The organism is Actinosynnema pretiosum (genome assembly GCF_024171695.1).
GTDB classification, from domain to species: domain Bacteria; phylum Actinomycetota; class Actinomycetes; order Mycobacteriales; family Pseudonocardiaceae; genus Actinosynnema; species Actinosynnema pretiosum.
In genome coordinates, this window is the sequence record NZ_JAMTCF010000002.1 from 115905 (window position 1) to 139463 (window position 23559).

Below are 23559 nucleotides of genomic sequence, written 5' to 3' on the forward strand. Positions count from 1 at the left end.
TCCGCCCGCCGGTGCAGCCGCCCGGCGGGACCGGACGTCGCCAAAACCGGCCGGTGCGCCCGAACCCGCAGGTAGCCTCGAAGTCGTGGACCCCGCTGCCCCGTCCTCCCGCGCTCCCCGCCCGCTCTCCCACCGCGTCATCCCGCCGAAGCCGCTGCTGTCGGCGGCGGTCGTGCTGCTGTTCACCGGCGCCCTCTACGTCATCGAGGGGATCGACACGGTCCTCCTGGGCGCGCTCGACGCCAACGGCGTCCGGCCGCGCGTGTGGTCCGAGTGGGACAACCTGCTCTGGGCCCCGGTGCTGCACGCGGGCTGGGACCACCTGATCGCCAACTCGCTGCCGCTGCTCGTGCTCGCCTTCCTGGCGTCCTCGGGCGGGGTCAAGCAGTTCTTCCAGGTCACCGCCGTCATCTGGCTCGCCAGCGGCCTGGGGGTGTGGGTGTTCGGCTCGGTCGGCGTGCACCTGGGCGCGTCCGGGCTGATCTTCGGCTACCTGACGTTCCTGCTGGTGCGCGGGATCTTCGTGCGCAGCCCGTGGCAGATCGTGGTCGCGATCGCGGTGTTCGCGGTCTACGGCGCGGTGCTGTGGGGCGTGCTGCCCGGCCAGCCGGGGATCTCCTGGGAGGGTCACCTGTTCGGCGCGGTCGGCGGCGTCCTGGCCGCTTGGGGCGTGGCACAGGACGCGAGGGCCGAGAGCAAGCGGACTACTGTCGGGATGTGACTTCCGCCGACGCGCCGATCGGGATCTTCGACTCCGGTGTGGGCGGGCTGACCGTCGCGCGAGCGATCATGGACCAGCTCCCCGCCGAACGCATCCGCTACGTGGGCGACACCGCCAACGGCCCCTACGGGCCGCTGCCGATCGCCCAGGTGCGCAAGCACGCGCTCGACCTGGCCGACAAGCTGGTCGCGGACGGCGTCAAGATGCTCGTGATCGCGTGCAACACCGCGTCCGCCGCGTGCCTGCGCGACGCCCGCGAGCGCTACGACGTCCCCGTGGTCGAGGTCGTGCTGCCCGCCGTGCGCCGGGCCGTCGCCACCACCCGCAGCGGCCGGGTCGGCGTCATCGGCACCCAGAGCACCATCACCTCCGGCGCCTACCAGGACACCTTCGCCGCCGCGCGCGACGTCCAGGTCACCGCCGTCGCCTGCCCGAGGTTCGTGGACTTCGTGGAGCGCGGCACCACCTCCGGCCGCCAGGTCCTCGGCATCGCCGAGGCCTACCTGGAGCCGCTGCAGCGCGCCGACGTGGACACCCTCGTGCTCGGCTGCACGCACTACCCGCTGCTCACCGGCGTCGTCCAGCTCGTCATGGGCGACGGCGTCACCCTGGTCTCCAGCGCGGAGGAGACGGTCAAGGACGTCGTGCGCGTGCTCACCGAGCGCGACCAGTTCCGCGAGGGCGAGCCCGATCAGCGGTTCACCTCCACGGGGTCGGTGGAGACCTTCGAGCGGCTCGCCCGCAGGTTCCTGCCGCAGTTGGCGCACGCCTCCTTCCACGCGTACGGCTGACCTGCCAGGCTCCCAGGCGTGCTGCTGACCGTGCTCGGCTGCTCAGGCAGCCTCCCCGGCCCCGAGTCCCCGTCGTCCGGCTACCTGGTCGAGTCCGGGGGGTGCGCCGTCGCCCTCGACCTGGGCAGCGGGGTGCTCACCGCGATGCAGGGGCGCGATTTCGACCCGTTCGACCTGGGAGCGCTCCTGCTCTCGCACCTGCACCCCGACCACTGCGCCGACTTCACCACCCTGGCCGTCATGCGGCGCTACCACATCACCCCGCCGTACGACGCCTACCAGCGCAAACTCCCCGTGCACGGGCCGAGCGAGGTCGCCGACCGGCTCGCCCGCGCCTACGCGGAGAGCGCCGAGGAGCTGGCGACCACGGACCTGTCCGACGTGTTCGACTTCCGCGTCCTGGACGGCGGGCCGTTCGAGGTCGGGCCGTTCCGGGTGTGGTCGCGCCCGGTCGAGCACTCCTGCGAGGCGCACGGCTTCCGGCTGGAGGCGGAGGGCGCGGCGATCGCCTACACGGGGGACAGCGGGCCGTGCGCCGCGCTCGCCGAGCTGGCGTCCGGCGCCGACCTGCTGCTCGCCGAGGCCACCTGGACCGACCACCCCGACCGGCCGCTCGGCGAGCACCTGTCCGGGACCCAGGCCGGGCGGCTCGCCCACGAGGCCGGGGTCGGCGAGCTGGTGCTCACCCACCTGGCCCCCTGGACCGATCCCGACGCGGTGCTGGCCGAGGCGCGGGCCGAGTACTCCGGTCCGGTGACGCTGGCCCGCGCGGGCGGGATCCACGAGGTTGCCGGACCGGCGGCACGGGTAGTAGGTGGCCGTGGCAACTGACGTCGTAGAGCTGATCCTGGCCGACCACCGCAGGTTCGAGGAGCTGTTCCGCGCGCTCCGCGACCGCACCAACGACCGCGCCGCCCTGCAGGGCGAGCTGTCCGCGCTGCTCGTCGCGCACGCCGAGGCCGAGGAGGCCGAGGTCTACCCGGCGCTCAAGCGGTACAAGCGCATCGACGACGAGGAGGTCGACCACGGCGCCGAGGAGCACGCCGAGGGGCACCAGGCGCTGCTCGCGCTGCTGGAGGTCGAGGACACCTCGTCGCAGGCGTGGGAGGACAAGCTGGAGGAGCTCGTCCAGGCGATGACGCACCACGTGGACGAGGAGGAGCGGACGATCCTCAACGACACCAGGTCGCGGGTGGCCGACGACCGGCGCGAGGAGCTGGGGCGGCTGTTCCTGCGGGTGCGGCAGGAGAAGCTGGACAGCGGGTGCGGCGACCTGGAGAACGTGCGCCGCGTCGCCGAGGCCACCGAGGAGCGGATCGACTAGCTCGGGCGAGGTGCGGGAGGACCGGGTCGGTTGAGCAGCCAGCCGGACCGGTGACCCGCTTCCCGGCGTTCCGCGCGGAGCCGGGGTGTTCCGCGCAGGGCCGGGGTGTTCCGCGCCGGGGCCGGGACGCGCTAGCGTGCCCGCCGTGTCCGGTGTCGAGGTGACCAGGGTCGGGGAGCACGTCTTCGAGGCGCGGAACGAGCGCGGCGCGGCCGTGCGGTTGGGGCGGGCCGGGCAGGACGGGGTGTTCAGCCCCGTCGAGCTGCTGCTGGCCGCCGCCGCCGGGTGCGCGGCCGTCACCGCCGAGAGCCTGGTGGTGCGCCGGGTCGGGGACCTGTCGGCGCGCGCCGAGGAGGTCAAGTCCGAGGGCGGGCACGAGCTGGCCGAGGTGCCGGTCGCGCTGGACTACGACCTGTCCGCGCTGGACGAGGCGCAGCGCGAGGCGCTGGCCGCCGCCGTCCGGCGGGCCGTCGAGGGGCTGTGCACGGTCACCAGGACGCTCAAGCTCCCGGTCCCCGCGCCGCTGACGCTGCCCGAGGCCTGATTCCCCGCGCCGCTGGCCCCGGCGCCCCCAGCCTCCGCGCCGCCAGTCCCGGCGCCGCTAGTTCCCCACGCCGTCGTACACGGCCGTGGAGCCGCTGTGGCCGATCCGCACCACCTGCGCGGTCGCCGCCGCGCCGGTCGCGATCACCAGCACCGCCACCACCACCGACACCCGCCGCCACGTCTTCGGCACGCCCGCGCTCCCCGGCTCCCCGGCGCCCCCGGCCTGCTCCGCCGAGGCGGCCCGCTCCCGGTCGGCCAGCCTGCCCGCCACCAGCAGCAGCACCACCGCCACCCCGAACCCCAGCGCGAACGGCAGCAGCGTGTCGCCCATGTCGGCGTGCTCGGTGATCAGCGGGTTCTCGAACCGCTGCGAGATCCGGTGCTCCAGCTGCTCCCCGGTCTTCGCCGCCACCGGCACCGCCAGCACCCCCAGCAGGGTCACGCCCAGCAGCGGCGCGCTGTAGCGCTGCCGCCAGCGCGGGACCAGCGCGGCGGCGATCGCGGCCAGCGCGGCCAGCGGCAGCAGGACGACCACCGCGTGCACCACCAGCGGGTGCGCCGGGAGCCCGAACACGGTGAACAACTCGCCTGTGGGTTCCATGACTCTCCTACGCCGGTGGGCTGCCACGGGCCTCAGCGGCCTAGGGTAGGGCTGTGCTGAGGACCGATGGCAGGAACGATGACGTGCTGCGTGACATCAGGATCACACGCGGCTTCCAGCAGTGGCCTGCGGGATCGGTGCTGATCGAGTTCGGCAGCACCCGCGTGCTGTGCGCCGCGAGCGTCACCGAGGGCGTGCCGAGGTGGCGCTCCGGCTCGGGCCTCGGCTGGGTGACCGCCGAGTACGCGATGCTGCCGTCGGCCACCCACACGCGTGGTGACCGCGAGTCCATCAAGGGCCGGGTCGGCGGGCGCACCCACGAGATCAGTCGCCTGATCGGGCGGTCTTTGCGCGCCTGCATCGACCTCGCCGCGCTGGGCGAGAACACCATCGTGATCGACTGCGACGTCATCCAGGCCGACGGCGGCACCCGCACCGCCGCCATCACCGGCGCCTACGTGGCGCTGGCCGACGCGGTGACCTGGCTGGGCGCGGCGGGCAGGCTCGCCGACCCGCAGCCGCTCTCGTGCGCGATCTCCGCGGTGTCGGTCGGCGTGGTCGACGGCCGCGTGCGGCTCGACCTGCCCTACGAGGAGGACTCGCGGGCCGAGGTCGACATGAACGTCGTCGCGACCGACGCGGGCACCCTGGTCGAGGTGCAGGGCACCGGCGAGGGCGCCACGTTCGCCCGCAGCACCCTGGACAAGATGCTGGACCTGGCGCTGAAGGGCTGCGCCGAGCTGAACCGGCTCCAGACCGAGGCGCTGGCGCAGCCGTACCCCGGCGTGCTCCCCGAGCCGAAGCCGAGGAAGAAGTGAAGCTGCTGCTCGCCTCCCGCAACGCCAAGAAGCTGCGGGAGCTCAAGAGGATCGTCGCCGCCGAGGGCATCGAGGTGCTCGGGCTGGACGACGTGCCGGAGTTCCCCGAGGCCCCGGAGACCGCCCCCACGTTCGAGGGCAACGCGCTGGCCAAGGCCCGCGACGCGCACGCGGCCACCGGCCTGCCCGCCGTCGCGGACGACTCGGGCATCTCGGTGGACGCGCTCAACGGGATGCCCGGCGTCCTGTCGGCCCGCTGGGCGGGCGCGCACGGCGACGACGCGGCGAACCTGGAGCTGGTGCTCGGCCAGCTGCGCGACGTGCCGGACGAGCGGCGCGGCGCGGCGTTCGTGAGCGCGGTCGCGTACGTCGCGGCGGACGGCTCGGAGGTGGTGGTGCGCGGCGAGTGGCGCGGCACGATCATCCGCGAGGCGCGCGGCGCGAACGGCTTCGGCTACGACCCGATCTTCCGGCCGGACGGCCTTGAGGTGACCTCGGCCGAGCTGTCGGCGGAGGAGAAGGACGCCCTGTCCCACCGGGGCAAGGCGCTGCGGCTGCTCCTGCCGCACCTGAAGGGTCAGTCGTCCAGGTAGCGCAGCTCCACGCCCGGTCCGAGTCCGTCGACGCCCGCGTGCCCGGCGGACCGGAACAGGGTGAGCCGCAGCGACGCCCCGGTGAGCGGGGTGAGGTCGAGCGGGTCGGTCTCGTCGTAGATCGCCAGCTCGGCCAGCCACTCCAGGTCGAGCAGCGGTTCGAGGTCGGCGACGCGGGTGTCGTAGAGGCCGACGCGCCCGGCGTTGGGGGCGAAGTCGGCGATGCCGGTCAGGTCGAGGTCACCGGACAGCGCGAAGTAGAGCGACGCCGCGCTCTCGCTGGTCGGCCAGCCCTCGAACCCGCCGATGGGGTGCTCGAAGAACCCGACGTGCACCAGGTTCTCCGGGACGCCGAGCGCTGAGCGGTCGGTCGCGTCGTCCAGCCCCGACAGGCGCAGCGACTCGACGTTCGGGCAGTGCGCGAGGAAGTCCAGCGACTCCCACGTCCGGCCGGGCGCGAGCCCCAGGTGCAGGTAGGCCAGCCCCGGAAGCTCGGCGAGCCGCTCCAGGTCGGCGTACCCGTCCGCGCCCTCCAGCTCCACGGCCTCCAGCCGGGGGTGGGCCGCCAGCGGCGCCAGCGACACCTCGCCCGCGACCTTGAGCGTGGCCCAGGTCAGGTTCGGCACGTCGGCCAGCACCGACAGCGGCTGGGGCCCGGAGCCGATCACCACGCTCACCCCGGTGAGGTGGCGCAGCGCCTTGAGGTGCGGGAGCAGGGCGGCGTCGGTGACCGCGATCGCGCCGTCGGCCAGCGGTGCGTCCGCCAGCACGACCTGGGCGTACGCCTCGGCGTCGTGGTGGCACCATCCGTCGCCCACCGCCTCCTGCACCGCCCGCCTGCCGTCCCGCGCGCACGCGGCCAACCACGGCAGGTCCTCGGCGGCCCCGGCGCGCGCGACCTCCTCGACCACCTCGGCGGCGGCCTCCTCCGACAGCTCCAGCAGGTCTTCCGGCGAAGGCCGCGACACCCTGGCAGTCCCCTCGATCCCGTGCCAGCCTCAGGAGGCGGGCAGCTCGCGCAGCAGCTTGGCGACGTGCCCGGTCGCCCGGACGTTGTACATCGCCTTCACGATCTTCCCGTCCGGCCCGACCAGGAACGTCGAGCGGATCACGCCCTGCACCACGCGCCCGTAGTTCTTCTTCTCGCCGAACGCCCCCCACGCCGTCAGGACGGTCTTGTCCTCGTCCGACAGCAGCGGGAAGTCCAGGCCCTCGGCCTCGGCGAACCTCGCCAGCTTCTCCGGCTTGTCCGGGGACACGCCGACGACCTCGTACCCGGACTCCGCGAGAGCGCCGGTGCTGTCGCGGAAGTCGCAGGCCTGCTTCGTGCACCCCGGCGTGCTCGCGGCGGGGTAGAAGTACACCACCACGCTCCTGCCGAGGTAGTCCGAGAGCGACACCGGCTTCCCGGAGCTGTCCGGCAGGGTGAACGCGGGGGCCTCGTCGCCCGGTGCCAGGCGGTTGTCCGTCATGGGGGTGAGCTTATCGAGGCCTCAGGCCTGACCCCCGAACGTCGCCACGGGCTCCTGGTCCGCGCCGTTCGGCTCGACGACCAGCCGGACGCGCACCGGCTGGGTGGGCACCGCGTAGGCCAGCGTGACGACCGCCTCGCTGCCCGGCGGCACCTCGGCCACGGCCGAGGCCATGCCGTTGAGGCCCTGCACGGAGTCCATGACCTCGGCTATCGGCTCACCGCCCTGCTGCGCGCGGACCGCCAGCTGGTTGGTGCGGTAGCTCGACGTGCTGCCGTTCGACACGGTCAGCGTGAACACCGCCGTCCGCGCGGACGGCGGGTAGGAGGTCTCGCTCGGCCTGAGCGACTTGGGTTCGGACACTGTGATGGACAGGCCGTTGGACCACACCCGCTCGGTGCCGAACGGCGATTCCGCCGCGGCGCCCTGGCTTGCGGTGGCCGCTGCTTGCGCGGGTGCCTGTGGCGCGGTGCTGACCTCGGGTTCGGTACCGCACCCGACGAGAGCCAGAGCCAGGCACGCGCAGGCGGCCAGTCCGGCGAACTTCACGAACTCCCCTTCCCGCCCCGGCGGTGGGCTTGCTGCGACTGCCACCACCATGACGGGCCGGACGGGGTGCGGGGGAGCTGAAAGGGCGCTTGATTCGGACCTGGTGCAGGCCTGTGGCCAACCCGTGATGACGCGCCGCCGCCCGCGCGGACGCCTCGGTTGGCCGAGGTGTCCGCGCGGGACCCGGCGGCGGCCGGATCGGGTGGCCGAGCCACCCGGAAGTTAGGGAGCGCGTCGGGGGGCGTGCGCGCTCACTCACATCATCGCGCTCAGTAGGCCTTCCGCTACACCTCTACTTCAGTCTTCACTCGTTCGGACGAACGAAGATCGGCGATCAGCTCGAAGGACCTGAGGCGGTCCGCCTGGTCCGCGACCATCGTCGTCACCATCAGCTCGTCCGCGCGGGTGCTCTCCAGCAGCCGTTCGAGTTCTTCGCGCACCGTCTCCGGCGAGCCGATGACCTGCGAGGACATCCGCTCCTCGAACACGAACCGCTCCAGCTCGTCGTACGGGTAGTCGGCGGCCTCCTGCGGCGTGGCCAGCGGGCCGGGCTTGCCCGAGCGCAGCCGCGCGAACGACAGGGCGCCGGGACCGGCGATCCAGCGCGCGTGCTCGTCGGTCTCGGCGGCGATCACCGAGGCGCACACCATCGCGTGCGGCTCGGACAGCACCTCGGACGGGCGGAACCGCCGCCGGTACAGCTCCAGCGCGGGCAGCGTGTTCTGCGCGCTGAAGTGGTGGGCGAACGCGAACGGCAGCCCGAGCACGCCCGCGACCTGCGCGCTGTAGCCGCTGGAGCCCAGCAGCCACAGCGGCGGCCGGTAGCCCTTGGCCGGGACCGCGTCCAGCTCCTCGGTGCCGTCGAAGTAGCCCATCAGCTCGTTGAGCTGCTGCGGGAAGTCGTCCACGGACAGCGGGCCCTCGGTGCGGCGCAGCGCCCGCGCGGTGCGCTGGTCGGTGCCGGGGGCGCGGCCGATGCCCAGGTCGATGCGGTCCGGGTGCAGCGCGGACAGGGTGCCGAACTGCTCGGCGACCACCAGCGGCGCGTGGTTGGGCAGCATCACGCCGCCGGAGCCGACCCGGATGCGCTCGGTGGCCGAGGCGACGTGGCCGATCAGGATCGTCGGGGACGAGCTGGCGATGCCGGGCATGTTGTGGTGCTCGGCCAGCCAGAAGCGGGTGTAGCCGAGCCGCTCGACGTGCTGGGCCAGCTCCGTTGTCTCGCGCAGCGCGGTCCTGGCGTCGGTGCGCGTGGTGACCGGCGCGAGTTCGAGGACGGACAGCGGCACCTCGCTGAGACGGCTCATGCCCTGTCCCAACGCGCGGGAACGCCCCTGGCTTCCACGAACGGGTGTGATCGAGGGCTCACGATGGGGTGAGCCGGTGGCGGCGTTGACCTGGGTGTGGAGAGCGCGGCGGGAGTCCTGGACGTCGTCGTGATCGGGGCGGGTCAGGCGGGGTTGGCGAGCGCGCACGCGCTGCGCCGCTCCGGGCTGGGCCACGTGGTGCTGGACGCCGAGGACGGCCCCGGCGGGGCGTGGCGGCACCGCTGGCCGACGCTGCGCATGGCCACCGTGCACGGCATCCACGACCTGCCGGGGATGCCGTTCGACCCGCCGCCGCCGGACGTCCCGGCCCGCGAGGCGCTGCCCGCGTACTTCGCCGACTTCGAGCGCCGCAACGGCGTCGAGGTGCTGCGGCCGGTCCGGGTGTCGGCGGTGCGCGACCGGGACGGGCTGCTGGTCGTGGAGACCGACCGGGGGGAGTGGGTCACCAGGGCGCTGATCAGCGCCACCGGGACGTGGACCCACCCGTTCTGGCCCCGCTACCCCGGTCAGGAGCTGTTCCGGGGGCGGCAGCTGCACAGCGCCGGGTACGCGGGGCCGGAGGAGTTCGCCGGGCAGCACGTGGTCGTGGTCGGTGGCGGGACCTCGGCCGTGCAGCAGCTGCTGGAGATCGCCGGGCACGCCACCACCACGTGGGTCACCCGGCGCGAGCCGGTGTTCCGGAGCGAGCCGTTCACGCCCGAGGTGGGGCGGGCGGCGGTGGCGCTGGTGGAGGAGCGGGTGCGCGCCGGGCTGCCGCCGCGCAGCGTCGTCAGCGTCACCGGGTTGGTGCTGAACGACGCCGTGCGGGCGGCGGTGGACAGCGGGGTGCTGCGCCGCGAGCCCGCGTTCGAGCGGATCACCGAGGACGGCGTGGTGTGGGCGGACGGGCGGTTCCAGCGGGCCGACGCGATCCTGTGGGCGACCGGTTACCGCGCGGCGCTGGACCACCTCGCCCCGCTGCGGCTGCGCGCGCCCGGCGGGGGCGTGCGGGTGGACGGGACCGAGGTCGTCGCGGACCCGCGCGTGCACCTGGTCGGGTACGGGCCGTCGGCCAGCACGGTCGGGGCGACCCGCGCGGGGCGGGTGGCGGTGAAGCGGATCAGGGAGCTGCTGGGGGAGCGGGTTCCGGCTTGAGGGGGCTGAGGCGGTCGTGGTGCGCGGCGGGGGTGCGGGCGGGGTGATCACGTCGGTGTGCGGCGCGCGTTCGCCTGCGGGGCGCACGGGGGTCGGGAACGCGGCGGCCGGGGGAGCGGGAGCCGGGGCGCGGGGTCGGAAACGCGAACGCCCGGTCGGGGAGGTCCCCGGCCGGGCGTTCGTCTGGTCGTCGTGCCCGCTGCGCGGGTCGCTAGCGGTCCATCGGGCGGAACTGCTGCGTGCGGTCCGCGTCCACGGTCCGGAACTGCTCCGTCGCGTCCTGGTGACCGGGGCCCTGGTGACCAGGCCCGTGGTGACCGGGACCGGCGTGGCCGGGACCGTGGTGTCCGGGGCCCGCCTGCGGGTGCCCGTGGTGCGGCTGACCTGGCCGCATCGGGACCCGCCCCGCCTGCACCGGAGCGGTCCGGTCCGAGGCTCCGGGCCCGGTGGTGCCCGGCCCGTCGAGGTCGGTCGGCTCGATGCGCGCGGTGCGCTCCGAGTCGCCCTCGTCCCCGCCCGGCTTGGCGTCGCCGCCCGCCGAGGCGTCCGCGCGCCGCTTGCGCAGCTTCCACACCACGAAGGCGACCAGGCCCACCAGGACCAGGACCACGACCACCTTCGACAGCACGCCCGCGTAGGTCTCCACCAGGTGCCACTGCTCACCCAGGAAGAAGCCCGCCAGGATCAGCACCGAGTTCCAGATCGCGCTGCCCGCCGTGGTGAGCAGCGCGAACTTGACCAGCGGCATCCGCTCCACCCCGGCCGGGATGGAGATCAGGCTCCGGAAGATCGGGATCATGCGCCCGAAGAACACCGTCGCCGAACCGTGCTTGATGAACCACTGCTCGGTCTTGTCCACGTCCGCGACGTCGACCAGCGGCATCTTCTCGACGATCCGGCGCACCCGCTCGCGCCCGAGAGCCGCGCCCACCCAGTAGAGCGCGAGCGCGCCCACCACCGATCCGATGGTCGTCCACAGGATCGCGGCGAACAGGCTCATCCCGCCCCGGCTGGCCGTGAAGCCAGCCAGCGGCAGGAACACCTCGCTCGGCAGCGGGGGGAACAGGTTCTCCAGCGCGATCGCCAAACCCGCACCGGGCGCACCCAGGGTCTCCATCAGACCGGTGGTCCAGTCGACGATCGAGTCGATCACTGACAACTCCCCGCACCTCCAATCAGGTGAAGGATATCCGGCGCGAAACGTGCATAACGCCCTAGGTGGGGCGAATCGACGCTGCGTAGCGGTCCGTGCACAATCCCTCCCCGTGAAGCGGACGCCGGTGCTCGTCGTCGCAGGGTTCCTCGGCGCGGGCAAGACCACACTGCTCAACCACCTCCTGACCGGTGCGCGGGGCACCAGGGTCGGGGTCGTCGTGAACGACTTCGGCAGCATCGGGATCGACGCGATGGCCGTCGCGGGGCAGGTCGACTCGACGGTCTCCCTTGACGGAGGGTGCCTGTGCTGCGCGGTCGACGTGAGCGGGCTGGACGACATGCTGGGCAAGCTCGTCGGGCGCGTGGACGTGATCGTCGTGGAGGCCAGCGGGCTCGCCGAGCCGCAGAGCGTGGTGCGGATGGTGCTGGCGAGCGAGCAGCCGGGGATCGGGTACGGCGGCTTGGTGCTCGTGGTCGACGCGGCCGAGTTCCCGGACGAGCCGGACCTGCGGGTCGCGGACCTGGTGGTGCTGAACAAGGTCGACCGGGTGGGTGATCCGGACGCGCTGGTCGCCGCGCTGCGCGCGCGCAAGCCGGGCGTCGCGGTGGTCGCGGCCGAGCACGGGCGGGTCGACCCGGCGCTGCTGTTCGACCTGGCCCCGAGGCGGCGGCACGGGCAGCTGACCCTGGACGACCTGGCGGCGGAACTGGGCGAGGACGACCACGCGGATCACGCGCACCACGCGTGGTCGAGCGTGGAGCTCACCGCGGAGCGACCGCTGAACCCGCTGCGCCTGATGGCGTTCCTGTCCGACCGCCCGGCGGGCCTGTACCGCGCGAAGGGGCACGTGTGGTTCGACGTGCCGGGGCACGGGCAGCGGTTCGAGGTGCAGGTGGTGGGGGACTACCTGCGGTTCGACCGCACCCCGTGGCCGGGGGGACCGCGCACCGAGCTGGTGCTGATCGGGGTGGACCTGGACGCGGAGGCGATCACGGCGGACCTGCGCGCGTGCGAGGAGCCGGACCCGTCGTCGGTGAACCCGCAGTCGATGCTGGAGGTGCTGCGGTACCTGGTGTGACCTGCGGTGAGACTGAACCGCTACCGCGAAGTGGTGGGGTTTACCCCGTCCGAGGGGGGTAGACTGAATCACAGAGATCGAAAGTGATTCAAGCCTGGGAGGCGGCAGTGGCGGAGGACGTCGGGACGCGGGTGAGAAGAGCGTGCGCGGATCTGGGGCTCAGCCAACGGGATCTCGCCGAGGAAACGGGGATCTCGCAGCCGACCCTCTCGCGGATCATCTCCGGAGACCGCGTGGCCAAACTGCCCGAACTGGTCGCGATCGCGGGGGCTACCGGACGCACCGTCGCCCAACTCGCCGGAATCAGCTCGGTGGCGGATCGGGTCCAGCACGCGGCCCGGTCGACGAACGAGTCGGAGATGACGGCCATGCGCGAAGCCCTGCTGCATTTCCTCGAACTCGACGACTACCTGGAAGAACAGGCCATCCCGGCCGTGGATTGAGCCGAAAGCGGAGAACGTGAGCGCTGAGAACGAGGGGCGTGAAGCCGCTGAGCGGTTCCGCCGTGAGCACCACTTGGGCGTGCAACCGCTGGGCGACCTCGTGGCGCTCATCGAGCAGACGGTGAAGGTCGACGTCGCCGTGCTCAAGGCCGAGCCGGATGAGCACGGCCTGATGATGCGCGATCCGAAGCACGGTTCCGTGTTCATCGGCGTGGCCAGCACGGAGAACCCGATGCGTCAACGGAGCACGCTCGCGCACGAGCTGGGCCACGTGCTGTTCGAGGACTGGGAGTCCGCAGACGCTCCCGTCGAGCGGCAGTACGCCGAGGACCGGGCGGCGGCTTTCGCCCGACACCTGCTCGTGCCGCTCGACGGTCTGGTGGATTTCCTGGGCGAGCGGAGGCAGGTGGGGCTGCTCACCTTGTCCAACGTCGTTCAGCGGTTCCTCGTGTCGCCCGCGATCGCCGCGATCGCCCTGCGACAGGCCGGGCGGATCGACGAGGAGACCGAGCGGGAGTGGAAGGAGGGGGTCTACACCCCCCAGCTCGCCACCAGGTTCGGTTGGATGGACCAGTACCAGGCCTTGCAGGGCAAGTCCGCCGGGCAGCGCGCACCGCAGCGGTTGCTGGCCAGGGCGATCAACGGGTACCTCGAGGGCGTGCTCTCCGCGAAGGCCATCGCCACCCTGCGGAAAGTGCCGGTCGCCACCGTCGAGGCTGATCTGCGCGAAGCGGGGATCGTCCCGGCCGATCACGTCGTGGAGTGGGCGGACGCCGCAGACCTTCCTGAGGTGGACGTCGACCTGACCGAGCTGGACGAGGTGCTCGGCAAACCCGAGGGGGAGGGCGAGGTGGGGCGGGAGCACGGGTGAGCAGCCGACCGATCATCGACGCGGGACCGAGCCTGAACTTCCTGTCGATCAACAAGGAGCGCCTCCTCATCGGGGTTCTGGGAAAGCTGAGCACCCCCGAAACGGTGGAGGCGGAGGTGCTGCGCAAGGCCCACGCGGACCGGAGGTTCAAGGCGGTTACGGCAACGTGGGGGAAGCTCACCCGGAGCTGCATCCAAGTGCTCTCCGACGATCTGACCCCCGAACTCGCGGCCGTCATCAGCCGAATCGCCGAAATGCCCGCAGAGCAACGGCTCAAGACGCCGAAGGACCTCGGCGAACTCATGGTCGTCGCGCACGCTGTCGTCGCCGCTGAACGCGGTGACGTGGTGACCGTGCTCATCGACGACGGCGCGGGCGCGCGGCTTGCCGCAGCCGAGAAGCGACGCCTCGACCGGTCCAGGCGCGCCGGGCGACAGGTCGGCGGGATCAGCCTGGTGAGCACGCTCACCGTCCTGGAGGGCGCCGCGAAGACCGAGCACCTGCCTGATCGAGGGGCGATGCGCGAGACCTACCTCAGGCTCCGAGGCCTGGACGACGGGCTCCCGCCGATCGAGCGCACCAGGCTGCTGGAGCCTGCTCTCTGGACCTGATTCCCCGCCCACTCACGCGAGCGGGACCCCACGCCGCAGCGCGAGGTCCCACCAGCCCGTTGTGGGGTCGGAGAGATTCGAACTCTCACTGGACGGCACCTAAAGCCGTTGCCTCTGCCGTTGGGCTACGACCCCCGCCGCGTCACCCTATCGACCGCCCCGCCCACGCCCCCGACCAGCCCGCCCACCCGCCGCCACCCGGTCCGGACCGCGCCCGACCCCGCGCCCGGCCCCCGGCGGCGCTCCCGGCACCACCGGGTCGCTCCACGTCGCCGCCCCAGGTCAACTACGGTAACTGCCAGCAGCCCGCGAGGAGGAGATGTGGCACGCGACCCCGACGCCATCCAGCGCGAGATCGAGCAAGCACGCGACGCGCTGGCGGCGACCCTGGACGAGCTCGGCACCAGGGCCAACCCCCAGCGCTTCGTGGAGGCGGGCAAGGCAGGCGTGCAGGCGAAGCTCGACGACCCCCGCGTCCGGTACGCGCTCATCGCGGTGGGCGCGGTGGTGGGCTTCGCCTTGCTGCGCAAGCTCTTCCGCTGACCCGGACGATCTAGCCGGGGCAACCGCGACCGCCGTCGCCCCGCCCGGCCGGTGCTACTGCCCCTTGGCCACGAGGGGCAGTAGCACCTGCTCCACCACGCGCTCCACGAAGGCCTCGTCCAGCGGTTCGCCGGTGAGCATCAGGCGGTACGTCAGCGCCGCGCCCGCCAGCTCCACCGCCATCGCCCTCGGCGCCCCGTCGCGCAGCTCGCCGCGCCCGTGCGCCCGCTCCAGCACCTGCCGCAGCACCTCGCGCTGCGCGATCAGGAACGTCTCCCGGAACGCCACCGCCAGCTCCGGCTCGTGCGGCAGCTCGCCCACCAGCGCCTGCGCCGCCTTGCCGATCGGCCCGGACAGGAACGCCGCGAACGAGCGCAGCGACTCCCTCAGGTCCCCCTCCAGCGACCCGGTGTCCGGCTGCACCAGGTTCTGGCTCGCCAGCTGCGCGCAGGTGTCGATGACCAGGTCGAGCTTCGACTCCCAGCGCCGGTAGATCGTGGCCTTCCCGGCCCGCGCCCGCGCCGCCACGGCGTCCATCGTCAGCGCCCGGTAGCCGACCTCCGCCATGACCTCCAGCGCCGCTCGCCGCAGCGCCTCGTCGCGGCTGGCGTCCCTGGGTCTGCCCCGCTGCGGAGTCCGCGTCGCCCCGCTGTACACCGGTGTAGCCATCCCTGCTCCCGTCGCCTTTGGCCGGACATCCTAGGCGTGCCCAGCGGAGCGGAATCCCCAGATCACCCAGGTCGTGAGGGGTGCTCGGATCACGATTCGCGCCGTCACCCGGCTTATCGCTCCAGAGGCCCGGTGTTGAACTCCGCCCGAAGCGATTCCGGTTCGGCCGATCACCGGAAGCACCCCCTCCTGGTCCGTTCGGGGTTACCGCGCTGCCCGGTTCGGGGGCATCCTCGGGTGGTGCGCGTCCTCACCCTCCTGTTGATCTTCCTCCTCACCGCCTGCACGACCACCGCCCCGAGCAGACCCGCCGACCCGAGCGGGTCGCCGAGCGGAACGGGCGCCGGCCGGGTCGTCGACCTCGACCTCCCCTCCGCGGCGCTCGGCCGCGACGCCCAGGTCCGGCTGCTGCTCCCCGACGGCTGGGCCGACCAGCCCGACCGCCGCTGGCCGGTCCTCTACCTGCTCAGCGGCTGCTGCGGCTCCCACCTCGGCTGGACCTCGCCCGGCCAGGCCGACCGGCTCACCCGCGACCTCGACGTGATCGTCGCCATGCCCGAGGGCGGCCTCGCGGGCTTCTACACCGACTGGGCCGACGGCCCGGCCTGGGAGACCTTCCACCTGGTCGAGCTGCGCGCGGCACTGGAGCGCGACTACCGCGCGAGCGGCGACCGGGTCGTCGCCGGCTACTCCATGGGCGGCTTCGGCGCGCTCTCCTACACCGCCCGCCACCCCGGCTTCTTCCGCGCCGCCGCCTCGTTCAGCGGCGTCGTCCACACCACCGGCACCGAGGACTCGCGCGCCCTGGTCCGCCGCATCGTCACCCAGGCCGACCTCGACCCGGCCGCCCTCTGGCCCACCGACGCCGACTGGGCCGCGCACAACCCGCACGACCTCGCCGACGCCCTGCGCGACGTCCCGGTCTACCTGTCCTGCGGCGACGGCGCCCCCGGCCCGCTCGACCCACCGGGCAACGAGGTCGTCGACGCCCTCGAAGCCGAGCTGTGGGCCGAGAACCGCGCGACCGCCGCCAGGCTCACCGAGGCGGGCGCTCGGGTCACCACCGACCTGTACGGGGCGGGCACCCACACCTGGCCGTACTGGGACCGCGCGCTGGAGAACGCCCTCCCGCTGCTCACCGCCGCCCTTCCCGGCTGACGCCAGGGGTCGCGCGAATTCGAACTCTCACTGGACGGCACCTAAAGCCGCTTCCCCTGCCGTTGGGCGCCGTCCCCTCAGCCGGTGCCCGCCCCCGCCTCGGGCGACAATGGCCACTGGTGCGAACGGGTGAACATCCACGAGGAGGAGCGACAAGTGCGGGCGACCACGATCCACGGTGCACGGGACATCCGAGTCGAGGAGGTCCCCGACCCGGTGATCCAGCTCCCCACCGACGCCGTCGTGCGGGTCGAGCTGGCGTGCGTGTGCGGCAGCGACCTGTGGGGCTACCGGGGCGTCTCGAAGCGCGCCCAGGGCCAGCGCATCGGCCACGAGTTCGTCGGCGAGGTGGTCCAGGTCGGCTCCGAGGTGTCGACGCTCAGCGTCGGCGACCGGGTCATCGCCCCGTTCTGCTGGAGCGACGGCACCTGCGCGCACTGCGTCGCGGGCCTCCAGACCTCCTGCCCCGATGGCGGCTCGTGGGGCTCGAAGGGCTCGGACGGCGGCCAGGGCGAGGCGGTCCGCGTCCCGCACGCCGACGGCACCCTCGTGCCCGTGCCGCGCGACGCGGACCAGTCCCTCCTGCCCGCCCTGCTGTCCCTGTCCGACGTCATGGGCACCGGCCACCACGCGGCGGTCGCGGCGGGCGTCGGCCGGGGCTCCACGGTGGTCGTGGTCGGCGACGGCGCGGTCGGCCTGTGCGGCGTGCTGGCCGCGAGCAGGCTCGGCGCGGAGCGGATCATCTCGCTCGGCCGCCACGAGGACCGGGCCGCCGTCGCCCGGCTGTTCGGCGCCACCGACCAGGTGCCCGAGCGCGGCGAGGCGGCCGTGGAGCGGGTCAGGGAGCTGACCGGCGGGCTCGGCGCGCCCGCCGTGCTGGAGTGCGTCGGCAACGAGCAGTCCTGGTCGACCGCGCTCGGCGCGGTGCGCGACGGCGGCCGGATCGGCTACGTCGGCGTCCCGCACGAGGCGCCCCCGCCGCCGCTGGGCGAGCTGTTCCGCCGCAACGTCGCCCTCGCCGGCGGGGTCGCGCCTGCCCGCGCCTACCTGCCCGAGCTGCTGGCCGACGTGCTCGCGGGCCGCCTCGACCCGTCCCCGGTGTTCGACCGCACGGTCGCGCTGGCCGACGTCGCCGAGGGCTACCGCGCCATGGACGAGCGCACCGCGCTCAAGGTCCTCGTCCGCCCCTGACCGAGCCGGGAAGAGCGACGGGGGCGGCGCCGAAGCGCCGCCCCCGTCACAACAGCCCGAACCGGATCAGACCCCGGCCGCCTTCGCCCGCTCCCGGCGCAGCCGCGTCACGGCCTCCAGGTCGAGCGGCTGCGGCTTGGTCCCGGTCGCCCACTCGATCAGCAGGTCGGCGATCTGCGGGTTGCGCGGCAGCACCGGCCCGTGCAGGTAGGTGCACAGGATGCGCCCCTGCACCAGGCCCTCCACCGACCCGTCGTTGCCCGTGCCGACCTTCACCTTGGCCAGCGGCCGGGCGGACGGCCCGATCACGGTGCGGCCCTGGTGGTTCTCGAACCCGGTCAGCAGGCCCTCGAACAGCCCGTCCACCGGCTCCGCGATGACCTCGCCGATCGCCCGGCTGCCACCGGCGTGCGAGCTGGAGTCGACCAGCCCGAGACCGGGGTGGGTCACGTCGTCGGCGCGGGTGAACTTCTCGCCGAAGATCTGGATGCCCGCGCACACGCCCAGGATCACCGCGCCGCGCGAGGCGGCCCGCTGCATCCCTGGGTGGTCGCGCAGGTGCCGCACCGCCAGGGTCTGCGCGGTGTCCTCACCGCCGCCGACCACGTAGATGTCGCACGAGTCGGGCACCGGCTCGCCGAACCGCACCGGCACGATCTCGGCCGGGATGCCCCGCCACGTCATGCGCTTCTCGAGCACGACCGCGTTGCCGAAGTCGCCGTAGGTGCCCAGCAGGTCGGGCAGCACCAGGGCGATCTGGACCTTACTCGCCATCAGCGGACCTCGCGTTCAGGTCGCGGAACGCCGTGTAGTTGGCGATGACCTCGACGTCGCCCTGCGGCATCGCGTCGATCGCCTCCAGCGGGTCCGGGATGATCGTGTGCTCGACCTCGGCGTACGTCAGCCGCACCGCCAGGTCCGTCGCGCGCTCGCCCGAGGCGATCACCCGCCTGCCCTGCAGCTGCTCGAACGGCACGTCCCACAGCCAGGACAGGTCCCGGCCGTCGGCCTCGTGCGCGTTGATCGCCAGCACCGCCGGGTGCGCGGACTCCCGCACCACGGTCAGCGTCTCGCTCCAGCCCGCCGGGTTCTTCGACAGCAGCAGCCTGGCGCGCCTGCCGCCCCGCTGGATCGTCCGGTAGCGACCGGCCACGTTGGACACCGTGCGGAGCCGCTGCACGGCGTCCGGCACCGCGACGCCCATCTCGGCGGCGGCGGCGGCGGCCATGACCGCGTTGGCCATGTTGAACTTGCCGGGCAGCCGCAGCGACAGCTCGACCCGCTCGCCCCTCGGCGTGATCAGGAAGCCGTCGCCGGTCACCCAGTCCGGCTTCGGGCGGGCCAGGTCGCAGCCGGTGCAGTGCCAGTGCTCGCCCTGCCAGCGGATCGGGTCGCCGCAGCGCGGGCACGAGGCCGCGTCGTTGTGCCAGCCGGTGCCGGTGGACACCCAGATCACCCGCGCGCAGTCCCGCGCCGCCGAGGTGACCATGATGTCGTCGCAGCTCGCCACGACGACGCCGGTGACCGTGTTCAGGGCCTCCCGCAGGTTCCGCTCGATCGTGCGGACCTCGCCGACCCGGTCGAGCTGGTCGCGGCTGAGGTTCAGCAGCACCGCGACGGACGGGTTGGACGCCCGGACGACCTCGGGGAAGTACCCCTCGTCGACCTCCAGCACCGCGTACGGCGCCTCCTGCTGCTTGCTCAGCGCGGTCACGTGCCCGTCCGGCATGTTGGCGCCGCCGTGGTTGGTCGCGACCTCGCCCAGGGCCGACACGGCCCTGCTGAGCATCATCGTGCTCGTGGTCTTGCCGTTGGTGCCCGTGACGAGCGCGACCCTGCGCCCGGACGTGAGGTGGGCCAGTGCCTGCGGGTCGAGCTTGAGGGCGATGCGGCCACCGATCATGCCGCCCGCGCCCAACCCCATCTTCTGCGACAGCTTCGAGCTCATGTTGCCCAGTCGCACGGCCGCCGCGGTGCGCAGCGGGAGGCGACCTGGGTCTGCACCTGGAGTGTTCGGCAAGCGACTTCCTGCGTTAGTAGGACAATGCGCCAGCGAGATGCTACCCGTGGCGGTTGTCCATCTCGCGCAGGGTCCTGATGAGGTCCACCGTGCTGAGCTGGCACAACTGGGCCATGTAATCGAGCGCGGGCAGGTCCAGGTGCACCTCGGGCGGCTGCTCGGGCCCGATCTGGGCGATCCTGCCCTGGGCCCACCGCCGCAGCGGCGCCAGGTGCGGCCTGCCGTCCGCCACGACGGCGGCCAGGTTCACCGGCAGGTGACCGGACGGCGAGTCGCCGAACACCCGCTCGTGCACTTTCGCCAGCACCCGGTGCGCGGGCACTCCCAGCGCGACGCAGATCTCCACCAGGCGCACCACCGAGCACTGGCGGGTGCCCAGCTCGTAGGTCGCCAGGGTCTGCAGCGAGATGTCGCTCTGGAGCCTCTGGTTCAGCTCCTTGCGCGTCCACCCGCGCTGCTTGCGGAGACTGCGGAGTTCGTCCCCCAGGACGCGCTGGTACTCCGCTGTGTCTATCTCCACCGTCAGGTCCTCCATGTCCGCATGTTCACGGAGATGGAAAGCGCGCGGGCGGCACCACTTACGCGAGTTGCATCAGATATCGCCCAATCAGGCTAAGCAAGTGATACCCAAAGTAGTCATTCAGCTTTCCAACGCCCTGCTGACCCCGGACTCCTGGGGACCCAGGAACCGGGGGTCGCGCTTCGTCACGGCCCCGTCCCAGAACGCCTTGACGCTCGCGACCGATTCGCGGAAGTAGCCGTAGAGGGTCGTGGTGCGGCGGGCGCCCCACGTGTCGTGCCCGACGCCGTACGCCTCGATGCCCGCCGCCCGGCACAGCGCCACCGCGCGCGGCAGGTGGAACCGCTGGGTCACCACGGTCGCGGAGGTCACGCCGAAGATCCGGTTGGCCCTGGCGCACGAGTCCCAGGTGTCCAGACCGGCGTAGTCGGACACGATCGCCGCGTCCGGGACCCCCTGGCGCAGCAGGTAGTTCCGCATCGCGGTCGGCTCGTCGTAGTCGGGGCGGCTGTTGTCCCCGCTGACCAGCAGCACCTTCACCTTGCCCCGGTGGTACAGGTCGGCGGCCACGTCCAGCCTGCCCGCCAGGAACGGCGTGGGGCGGCCGTTCCGGATTCCCGCGCCCAGCACCAGGGCGACCGGCGTCTCGGGCACCTCGGCGGCGGTGAGCCGGTACGGGGCGCTGGTGGCCTGCACCCAGGCCCACGGGGACGCGGCGAGCGCGCCCAGCAGGCCCACCACGCCCAGGGTGAGCTTCCAGCGGCGCAGCGCGGCGACGGGGGCGCGGCGGGCCGCCCCGAACCCGGCGCGGCCCGCCGCGCCGAGCAGCCTGCGCAGGCGCGCCCCGGTCGCCCTGGAACCCCGTGCGGTCATGCGACTACCCCCGTGCCCGTGCGTGCTTCGTGATGGCCGTGCCGTGCCGCCGCGCTCGCGCCGGTCCCCTCAGGACGCGCGAGGCGGCCCGCAGGTTCAACGCTCCGCGCCTCGAACCTGGTTCCCGAGGCCGGGAGCGCGGAAACCGGTTCCGCGCGCCAGGAGCCCCGAGCCCGCCAGGCGCGGACCGGACCGGCGCGGACCGGACCGGATCAGACCGGCGCGGGCCGGGCCTGCGCGGGCGGGCGCACCCGGAAACGGCGGCGGCCCGGCCGGACCCGAGGTGGGTCCGACCGGGCCGCCGCCAGGCCTCGCGCGCGACTAGTTCACGCAGCGGATGCCGCCCGCGTTGATCTCCGCGCCGGTCTGGTCCTCCTGCGGCCCCTGCTGGGTGCGGAACCCGCCGTCCAGCGCGAGCAGCCGCTGGCCGAGCAGGTTCGCCACGCCGGGACCGTCGTAGCTGGACCCGACGACCACGCGGGCGGTGCCCGCCGCGATCGTGGCGTCCTCCTCGATGGCCACGTCGCCGAGCGCGTCGGCGACGGCCTGCGCACCCGCCTCGCCGCCCTTGCCGTAGAGCACCGCGGTGTCGACCTGGTCGGCGTCGGCGTTGTCCGCGTCGCCCGCGACGAACTTCAGCGCCACCAGCTCCTGGAGCACCCTGGAGGCCAGTCCGGGGATGCCGGAGGCGTTGCGGACCTCGACGGTCACCGTCGCCGGGTCCACCGCGGCCTTGTTCTTCTCCTCCTCGGTCTTGGCGAGGTCCTTGAAGAACTTCTTCACCTGCGAGGGGATGACCTCGACGGCGTCGCCGTCGTCGGTCTTCAGCTCCGGGTTGCCGGTCGGGACGGTCTTGAACTCCATGCCGCCGCCGGTCAGGCCCTTCATCTGGGTCGCGAACTGGAGCACGTCCCAGCCCTCGTCCAGGGTGATGGACTTGGACAGCGCGGTGATCATGTCGCTCAGCTTCGTCGGGTCGGTCAGGGTGCCCGCGGAGAGCACCTTGTTCGCCAGACCGGCCATGAACACCTGCTGGCGCACGACCCGGTCCAGGTCGCCGCGCAGCAGGCCGTAGCGCTGCCGCACGAAGGACAGCGCGTCCTTGCCCTGGATGGTCTGGTTGCCCTTCTTGAAGTTCGCCCCGGACATCTCCTCCCGGACGGCGTTGTTCAGGCACACCTCGACGCCGCCGACGGCCTTGGTGATCTCGTAGAAGCCCACCAGGTTGACCTCGGCGTAGTGGTCGATCTTGACGCCGGCCAGGTTCTCGATGGTGCCGATCAGGCTCTTGCTGCCCGCCTGCCTCGCCCTGAGCTCCAGGTCGTTGCCGGTGACGCCCTCGGCCCCCAGCTTCTCCAGCGCGGCGTTCTTGCCGTAGCCGTACGCCGAGTTGATCTTGTGCTTCTCGCCGAGGCCCGCGATCTCCACGTAGGAGTCGCGCGGGAACGACACCGCGACCGCCTTGCCGCTGTCGTTCGGGATGTGCAGCAGGATCAGCGTGTCGGTGTTCAGACCGCCGTCCTCCGAGCCGCCCGCCTGGAGCTCGTCCAGGATCTCCTGCGGCAGCGGGTTGCCCTTGTTGTCCTTGCGGCTGTCCATGCCGACCATCAGGATGTCGATCGAGCCGTCCTGCGGCTTCTCGCCGCCCGCGTCGGCGCTGATGACGTCCGTGGTGGCGATGTTGTCCGTCAGGGCGTTCAGGTTCTTGTAGCCGTACCCGGTGGCCAGCAGCACGGCCGTCGACACCAGCGCCAGCGCCGTGCGCCCGACCAGCCTCACCCGCGACGGGGCGGGGGTGCGCTGCGAGGGCCGCCGCGCGGGCGCCGGCCTCGGCGGGATCGTCCTGGGGCGGGGTGACCTCGGCGGGGCGCTCTCGGCGTCGTCCTCGGCGTCCACGACGACGCCCTTGACGACCCGTCCGCGCCGCTCCGGCCTCGCCGGGCGGTCCTCCTCGCCGGGGCGCGCGCCGCTCCTGGGCCGCGACAGCTCCTCGGCCTCCGCCGCGCGGGCCGCACGGGCCGCGCGCCTGCGCTCCATCGCCTCGTCGCGCGCGCGGTCCAGCGCGGGCTCGCCGCTCCGGCCCTGGTTGCGCGCCCGCTCGCTGCGCATCGCCCGCGCGGGCGTGGTCCGCTCCGTGGGCGCGTGCCCGTTCGCCTCGCGGCGCTCGGCCGGGCGCCTGCGCGGGTCGTCCAGCCTCCCGGCGCGCGGCGGCTCGTCGCGCGCGCGGTCGGCGCGGACCGGCGCGGTGCGCTCGGTGGGCGGAGCCACGTTCCGGATCGGCGGACGGCTCCGCGCCCCCTCCGGCGGGCGGCTCCTGGCGCCCTCCGGGAGCGGCCTCCCGCCCTCGGGGGTCGGCCTGCCGCCGCGCTCGCCCTCCACCGGGCCGCGCCTGGGCGGGAGTCGGTCCCCACCGGCGGGCGCTCTGCGCGCGGAGGGGTCCCGTGGCGGGACGGGGCGCCTGCCGAACCCGTCGGGGTCGCCCTGCCTCGGCGGCCGGTTGTCCACTCGCACTCCCTCCCTTGTCTCACCGGTACACCCCTGGTGACGCA

At 73.2% G+C, this 23559-nt stretch carries 27 protein-coding genes and 1 tRNA gene; 15 read left to right on the forward strand and 13 right to left on the reverse strand.

Going from position 1 to position 23559, the window contains the following annotated elements; all coding sequences use genetic code 11:
• Window positions 1-85: 85 nt before the first annotated feature.
• The 5 genes from LV78_RS03810 to LV78_RS03830 all read left to right on the forward strand — a co-directional run bounded on the left by LV78_RS03810 (window position 86) and on the right by LV78_RS03830 (window position 3380).
• The gene (locus LV78_RS03810; RefSeq protein WP_253843336.1) at window positions 86-721 is read left to right on the forward strand and encodes a rhomboid family intramembrane serine protease; all 636 of its coding nucleotides are present in this window, start codon (window positions 86-88) and stop codon (window positions 719-721) included.
• Complete coding sequence (murI, locus tag LV78_RS03815) at window positions 718-1512, forward strand: glutamate racemase (RefSeq protein ID WP_253843337.1); 795 nt, start codon at window positions 718-720, stop codon at window positions 1510-1512. The genes LV78_RS03810 and murI overlap by 4 nt, the downstream gene beginning before the upstream one ends.
• Window positions 1513-1530: 18 nt before the next feature.
• A complete protein-coding gene (locus LV78_RS03820; protein WP_253843338.1) occupies window positions 1531-2343 on the forward strand; it encodes an MBL fold metallo-hydrolase in 813 nt (270 codons plus the stop codon).
• A complete protein-coding gene (locus tag LV78_RS03825; protein ID WP_253843339.1) occupies window positions 2333-2836 on the forward strand; it encodes a hemerythrin domain-containing protein in 504 nt (167 codons plus the stop codon). Before LV78_RS03820 ends, LV78_RS03825 begins: the two co-directional genes overlap by 11 nt.
• 136 nt (window positions 2837-2972) lie before the next feature.
• Window positions 2973-3380, forward strand: coding sequence for an OsmC family protein (locus LV78_RS03830; RefSeq protein ID WP_253843340.1), 408 nt, complete (start codon window positions 2973-2975; stop codon window positions 3378-3380).
• Between the two features lie 57 nt (window positions 3381-3437).
• On the opposite strand, the gene LV78_RS03835 is transcribed toward LV78_RS03830, so the two are convergent.
• Window positions 3438-3983 carry a DUF2231 domain-containing protein gene (locus LV78_RS03835; RefSeq protein WP_253843341.1) on the reverse strand — a complete coding sequence of 182 codons (546 nt, stop codon included), beginning with the start codon at window positions 3981-3983 and terminating at the stop codon, window positions 3438-3440.
• A gap of 53 nt (window positions 3984-4036) precedes the next feature.
• Here LV78_RS03835 and rph point away from each other — a divergent pair, with 53 nt between their 5' ends.
• Together rph and rdgB are read left to right on the forward strand one after the other, a co-directional pair.
• Window positions 4037-4801, forward strand: a complete 765-nt coding sequence (rph, locus tag LV78_RS03840; protein WP_253843342.1) for a ribonuclease PH — start codon at window positions 4037-4039, stop codon at window positions 4799-4801.
• Window positions 4798-5394, forward strand: coding sequence for an RdgB/HAM1 family non-canonical purine NTP pyrophosphatase (gene rdgB / locus LV78_RS03845; protein WP_253843343.1), 597 nt, complete (start codon window positions 4798-4800; stop codon window positions 5392-5394). Before rph ends, rdgB begins: the two co-directional genes overlap by 4 nt.
• Here rdgB and LV78_RS03850 read toward each other — a convergent pair.
• From LV78_RS03850 to LV78_RS03865, 4 genes are all read right to left on the reverse strand, one after another.
• Window positions 5379-6362: a hypothetical protein gene (locus LV78_RS03850; protein ID WP_253843344.1), complete on the reverse strand. Its 984-nt coding sequence runs from the start codon at window positions 6360-6362 to the stop codon at window positions 5379-5381. The two genes, rdgB and LV78_RS03850, sit on opposite strands and share 16 nt — an antisense overlap.
• 30 nt (window positions 6363-6392) lie before the next feature.
• A complete protein-coding gene (bcp, locus tag LV78_RS03855; protein ID WP_253843345.1) occupies window positions 6393-6866 on the reverse strand; it encodes a thioredoxin-dependent thiol peroxidase in 474 nt (157 codons plus the stop codon).
• Window positions 6867-6887: 21 nt separating this feature from the next.
• Window positions 6888-7415 carry a hypothetical protein gene (locus LV78_RS03860; protein WP_253843346.1) on the reverse strand — a complete coding sequence of 176 codons (528 nt, stop codon included), beginning with the start codon at window positions 7413-7415 and terminating at the stop codon, window positions 6888-6890.
• 284 nt (window positions 7416-7699) lie between these two features.
• A complete protein-coding gene (locus LV78_RS03865) occupies window positions 7700-8722 on the reverse strand; it encodes an LLM class flavin-dependent oxidoreductase (protein ID WP_253843347.1) in 1023 nt (340 codons plus the stop codon).
• Window positions 8723-8818: 96 nt separating this feature from the next.
• Here LV78_RS03865 and LV78_RS03870 point away from each other — a divergent pair, with 96 nt between their 5' ends.
• Complete coding sequence (locus LV78_RS03870; RefSeq protein ID WP_253843348.1) at window positions 8819-9877, forward strand: NAD(P)-binding domain-containing protein; 1059 nt, start codon at window positions 8819-8821, stop codon at window positions 9875-9877.
• A 211-nt stretch (window positions 9878-10088) separates the two neighbouring features.
• On the opposite strand, the gene LV78_RS03875 is transcribed toward LV78_RS03870, so the two are convergent.
• On the reverse strand, window positions 10089-11030 hold the full coding sequence (locus LV78_RS03875) for a VTT domain-containing protein (protein WP_253843349.1): 942 nt from the start codon (window positions 11028-11030) through the stop codon (window positions 10089-10091).
• Between the two features lie 112 nt (window positions 11031-11142).
• Here LV78_RS03875 and LV78_RS03880 point away from each other — a divergent pair, with 112 nt between their 5' ends.
• From LV78_RS03880 to LV78_RS03895, 4 genes are all read left to right on the forward strand, one after another.
• Window positions 11143-12111, forward strand: coding sequence for a CobW family GTP-binding protein (locus LV78_RS03880; protein WP_253843350.1), 969 nt, complete (start codon window positions 11143-11145; stop codon window positions 12109-12111).
• A gap of 107 nt (window positions 12112-12218) precedes the next feature.
• The gene (locus LV78_RS03885; protein WP_253843351.1) at window positions 12219-12554 is read left to right on the forward strand and encodes a helix-turn-helix domain-containing protein; all 336 of its coding nucleotides are present in this window, start codon (window positions 12219-12221) and stop codon (window positions 12552-12554) included.
• Window positions 12555-12570: 16 nt separating this feature from the next.
• Entirely contained in the window at window positions 12571-13425 is an 855-nt protein-coding gene (locus LV78_RS03890) for an ImmA/IrrE family metallo-endopeptidase (RefSeq protein ID WP_253843352.1), read from the forward strand.
• Window positions 13422-14036 carry a PIN domain-containing protein gene (locus LV78_RS03895; protein WP_253843353.1) on the forward strand — a complete coding sequence of 205 codons (615 nt, stop codon included), beginning with the start codon at window positions 13422-13424 and terminating at the stop codon, window positions 14034-14036. The genes LV78_RS03890 and LV78_RS03895 overlap by 4 nt, the downstream gene beginning before the upstream one ends.
• A gap of 62 nt (window positions 14037-14098) precedes the next feature.
• Here the strand turns inward: LV78_RS03895 and LV78_RS03900 are convergent.
• A tRNA-Leu gene (locus LV78_RS03900) sits at window positions 14099-14171 on the reverse strand.
• A 186-nt stretch (window positions 14172-14357) separates the two neighbouring features.
• On the opposite strand from LV78_RS03900, the gene LV78_RS03905 reads away from it, so the two are divergent.
• The gene (locus LV78_RS03905) at window positions 14358-14579 is read left to right on the forward strand and encodes a DUF3618 domain-containing protein (RefSeq protein ID WP_012783647.1); all 222 of its coding nucleotides are present in this window, start codon (window positions 14358-14360) and stop codon (window positions 14577-14579) included.
• Between the two features lie 54 nt (window positions 14580-14633).
• Here LV78_RS03905 and LV78_RS03910 read toward each other — a convergent pair whose 3' ends face one another.
• Window positions 14634-15248, reverse strand: a complete 615-nt coding sequence (locus LV78_RS03910) for a TetR/AcrR family transcriptional regulator (RefSeq protein ID WP_253843354.1) — start codon at window positions 15246-15248, stop codon at window positions 14634-14636.
• A gap of 240 nt (window positions 15249-15488) precedes the next feature.
• Here LV78_RS03910 and LV78_RS03915 point away from each other — a divergent pair, with 240 nt between their 5' ends.
• Window positions 15489-16406 (forward strand): alpha/beta hydrolase, encoded by a 918-nt coding sequence (locus LV78_RS03915; RefSeq protein ID WP_253843355.1) that lies wholly within the window; start codon window positions 15489-15491, stop codon window positions 16404-16406.
• 156 nt (window positions 16407-16562) lie between these two features.
• Window positions 16563-17597 (forward strand): zinc-binding dehydrogenase, encoded by a 1035-nt coding sequence (locus LV78_RS03920; protein ID WP_253843762.1) that lies wholly within the window; start codon window positions 16563-16565, stop codon window positions 17595-17597.
• Window positions 17598-17663: 66 nt separating this feature from the next.
• Here LV78_RS03920 and LV78_RS03925 read toward each other — a convergent pair whose 3' ends face one another.
• From LV78_RS03925 to LV78_RS03945, 5 genes are all read right to left on the reverse strand, one after another.
• Entirely contained in the window at window positions 17664-18371 is a 708-nt protein-coding gene (locus tag LV78_RS03925) for a type 1 glutamine amidotransferase (protein WP_253843356.1), read from the reverse strand.
• The gene (locus tag LV78_RS03930; RefSeq protein ID WP_253843357.1) at window positions 18361-19545 is read right to left on the reverse strand and encodes a MurT ligase domain-containing protein; all 1185 of its coding nucleotides are present in this window, start codon (window positions 19543-19545) and stop codon (window positions 18361-18363) included. The genes LV78_RS03925 and LV78_RS03930 overlap by 11 nt, the downstream gene beginning before the upstream one ends.
• Window positions 19546-19657: 112 nt before the next feature.
• Window positions 19658-20137, reverse strand: a complete 480-nt coding sequence (locus tag LV78_RS03935) for a helix-turn-helix domain-containing protein (RefSeq protein WP_253843358.1) — start codon at window positions 20135-20137, stop codon at window positions 19658-19660.
• 120 nt (window positions 20138-20257) lie between these two features.
• Complete coding sequence (locus tag LV78_RS03940; protein ID WP_253843359.1) at window positions 20258-21010, reverse strand: SanA/YdcF family protein; 753 nt, start codon at window positions 21008-21010, stop codon at window positions 20258-20260.
• Window positions 21011-21331: 321 nt separating this feature from the next.
• Window positions 21332-23278 (reverse strand): LCP family protein, encoded by a 1947-nt coding sequence (locus LV78_RS03945; protein WP_253843360.1) that lies wholly within the window; start codon window positions 23276-23278, stop codon window positions 21332-21334.
• Window positions 23279-23559: the final 281 nt, after the last annotated feature.